This is a genomic window from Blautia caccae (assembly GCF_040095955.1).
GTDB lineage: Bacteria > Bacillota > Clostridia > Lachnospirales > Lachnospiraceae > Blautia > Blautia celeris.
The window spans coordinates 1-3,959 of the sequence record NZ_JBBMFP010000051.1 but is presented as its reverse complement, the minus strand read 5'-3'; the positions used below and the strand labels follow the sequence as shown (position 1 = coordinate 3,959).

Annotated in this window: 2 protein-coding genes; both read right to left on the bottom strand. The window is 48.2% G+C overall.

What is annotated here, in order from left to right:
* A partial coding sequence (locus WMO65_RS25870) for a VaFE repeat-containing surface-anchored protein (protein WP_349064822.1) occupies positions 1–2,675 on the bottom strand: 2,675 nt, incomplete at its 3' end.
* A gap of 122 nt (positions 2,676–2,797) precedes the next feature.
* Positions 2,798–3,925, bottom strand: a complete 1,128-nt coding sequence (locus WMO65_RS25865) for a hypothetical protein (RefSeq protein WP_349064820.1) — start codon at positions 3,923–3,925, stop codon at positions 2,798–2,800.
* Positions 3,926–3,959: the final 34 nt, after the last annotated feature.

Here is a 3,959-nt window from a genome sequence, read left to right as displayed (position 1 = left end):
GTCTCCTTATCCATCAGGGTTCCTTTTACTGTATATTCCTTCCCCGGGATCAGGTTTTTATAGGCTACGGTATCCACGATCGTGATCTTCTTATCCGCTGCCGCCTCTTTTTTCCCTGTTGCTTTATCCTTTGCTGTGGTCCCGATCTTGATACTCTGATAGGTGACCGTCTGCCCTTTATCGTCGATATCCTCATGGGCCGCCACTTCACGTCCTTCAAAAAGGAGCTTTTCAAATACCACGATCTCTTTTCCACCAAGGGCGGATCCGTCGAAGGTGAATGCCAGCTCCACACTACCGTCCGCTTTTTCGGCTGTGAATGTCTTCTCCGCTGTTACCACTTTGCCATTCACCTGCAGCTCCTTCTCTGTCTCCTTATCCATCAGGGTTCCCTTTATGGTGTACTCTTTACCCGGGATCAGGTTCTTATACGTCACGGTATCCACGATTGTCACGTCCTTTACCGGGATCCCCTGGCTGCTTTCCGTATCCTTGTCTTTTGCTGTGGTGCCAATCTTGATACTCTGATAGGTGACCGTCTGTCCTTTATCTTCGATATCCTCATGGGCTGCCACCTCACGTCCTTCAAAGAGGAGCTTTTCAAATACAACGATTTTTTTACCCGCCAGGGCAGAACCGTCAAAGGTGAATTCCAGTTCTACACTACCGTCCGCTTTTTCTGCTGTGAACGTCTTCTCTGCTGTTACTGTTTTGCCGTTTATCTGCAGCTCTTTCTTTGTCTCCTGATCCATCAGGGTCCCTTTTACGGTGTACTCTTTACCCGGGATTAGGTTATAGTAGGAGACGGTATCTATGATGGTCACCTGTTTTGCTGGTATCCCCTCGTTTGTCCCTGTCTGCCCGTCCTTTGCTGTGGTCCCGATCTCGATCTGTTTTTCCAGATCATTTGTTACAGTCCCAAGGTTCACGGTATAGTTATCCCTCTTTATGCTGACATCAAATTTCACCAGCTTATGGCCGGCATTCGCTTCACACCGCAGTTCCTCAATGGTATAAACGCCATATGGGAGTGCCCCTTTTCCGTCATCCGGTTCAGAGCCCCCAAACCAGATCCCATCCTCCGGGGATTCCCCTTTGTTGGTATCCTTTGTATGTTTGTTCCATTCCGCGGCAGTGCTGTAATAACCATTTTCGTCCGTGATGAACACATGAGATTCCCCGGTGAGTTTGTTCGTGATAGAGAATTTCACGTTAGCCATCCGGTCCAGGGTCCCATCCTCAGCCTTGATCAGCTCGATGTCGCCCCGGATCACCTGGTCCGCACACTCCACCGGATATACCTTGATCTCTTTGGCAGTATCCGATACGGTCACGGGATACTTGTTCCCGTCAAGCAGATAGCCTGCGGGGGCTTTCGTTTCCTTCACGTAATATTTCCCGTGGATCAGGTCTCCGGAAACGGCTTTTCCATCCTCGTTCAGGGTAAGTACAGCAGCTTCCTGGTCTTTTTCATAGTCCCGGTTCTTCTCCGCTGCATAGACGGTGTACTCTGCCCCGGCAAACCCTTTATCACTGCTCTGGCTCTCTGCTTTTCCAGTCTCTTTATCGGACTTATGGATGGAGATCCTGCCATACACCGGCTGGTCCTTGCTGCCAACCGCTGCAGTCTCACCAGGTGTTACTTTTACTGGATAAGTGGTCCCATCTATGAAGTACCCTGCCGGGACCTTTGTCTCTTTGACGGTGTAATCCCCGGCCGGAAGGTTCTCCAGGATACCTTCACCTTTTTTATCCGTGGTGATCGTCCCAACCTTCTTGCCAGCCGCATCATAGATGGTATATTCTGCGCCGGCCACTGCCTTGCCGCTCTCGGAATCGGTCTTGCTCACCTTGATGTTTCCGGCCTTCTGCCAGGTAACGGATAAACTGGTTGTATGTTCAGGATCACGCCATCCTAACTTTATTAAATCTTGAACTACGTCATCTGAGGTTTTAAGCAGTAAAGGCTGGCAATACCCCATGCTGCCTTTTAGTATACCAGTAGAAAAATCAGCAGCCCCATTTAAAGGTGCGGTAAGATAAAATACATCCCCGCCCTTTACAGTCGCCTCACCACCGGTCTCCTCACCGGTTGTCTTATTATGCAGCACTACCTGCTCCGGAAGCGAGAAACTCACCGTATTCCTGGCATCACCATTCACTGTGACATCCTCCGTCCTCTGCTGGTCCCCTGCGATACTGGCTGTGATCGATTCTTTGCTGAAATAAATGTTCATGTCCGTGATCAGATGTTCTGCAGCATAGTCTAATAATGGCTGGGCGAGCATCTGTCCATTTTCATTATCCCCACTGTACAGAACGCTAAGTGCAGAACTGGTTCGCACAACACCTTCCGCCTCATCTGTGAAGATGTTTCCTTTTCCGTCCCACCCATAGTACAGAACTGTTTTAATCATGTCATTATCGTATGGATTCACTTCAACCGGAGTACCTGTTTCAGGGGACTCTTTATTATGCTCTATGCAAAAGGCCCTTTCTCCATCGACATAGAAGTTACCTACACTCCTCTCACCAAACTCACAATATCCTGTATGTTCGATTACCGGTCCTCCATCTGCCAAAACTGGACTGCTTCCGCTTGTCATAGTGGCTGCCGCCACACAAAGGGACATCCCGAATGCCCCCGCCCTCTTTGCAATGTTTTTCCAATCCATGAAAATCTCCTCTCTAATTTTTCTGCAACATGTTACCATTTTATTAGTTCAATAGAACCACCCCCTTTCAAAAGCCAACAAAAAAACGCATCGCCTAAACGATACGTTTTTGGGTTATTAAATTACCATGTGAATGACTCCCAAGTTCCTCCACCTTTAATGTCTCCACTGCCAGTAATTGTTCCTTCCCATCTTCCGTATTCCTCCTCACCTCCTGTAGAGTTATCACTGCCTGTTTGGCCTCCAGAAGAGTCACCACCAGAAGAACTTTCATTATTATAGGAATTATTCTCTCCATTACTATAAGATCCAGAACCTCCAGACTCGGAATTTTCACTTCCCGAATACACATCACTTTCCGTATATCCAGAAGAAGCTCTTCCTGAGGAACCGGATGTATCAGAGCTTGTGCTGTTCCCAGAAGCCTGTTTCCTCTGCAGTGATTCCCGGGTTGCTTTCTGGGCTGCCTCTTCCTGGGCCGTCAAGGTTTGATCCACTGTAGGAAGGTATCCCAGAAGCTCCGCTTTCAAGGTGTTTTCTGGAAGGCTGTTCACAGCCTCCAGGACATCCCGGTACTGTTCACGGGTAACTCCATCCACCATAGCCCCTGTTTCTTTATCATAGATCATAAATACGGCCTCTCTGACAGCCAGCTGGCCTGCAAGGGCGTTCTGTGCTTCATCAACCTTTCCCATGTACTGTGAATAAAAGTCCTGCTTACTGGTCTTTAAGGCCTCCAGGCTGGTTTTCATCTTTGTCAAAAGATGATTGGCATCAACTCCCGGTACAGCCAGCTGGCCCTCCGGATAAAGGCTGCCATAAGTTCCTACGATTTCAAACATAGCTTGGATATACTGGAACTCCTTCTCCAGGCTTTCAAACCTGGCTGCCTGCTCCTTACTGGCATTCGGATCCGCTCCATACGTTTCCTTGAATGCTTCCAGTTCCTTCTGTACCGCATCTATCTTATCCTTTGTAAGTCCATCCGCTGGCATCTTCATGTCCTCATTGGCATATAAGGCTATCATATTCTGTTCAATCGTATCCAGCTGTTTCTCTATTTCGGCCCTGGCTTCTTCTACACGGATCCGCTCCGCCTTTTCTGCAACTTCTTTCTTTCCCTGCTCTATCTTCTCCTGTTCCTGCCTCGTCTGCTCCTGTTGATAATTATATGCATACACAGCGCCACCGCTAATTCCGATCACTACAACTGCAGTCACTGCCAGAAAAGTCATTTTTTTCTTTGTCATACTGTCCCTCCTTTGAGAATCTTTCTATACATTA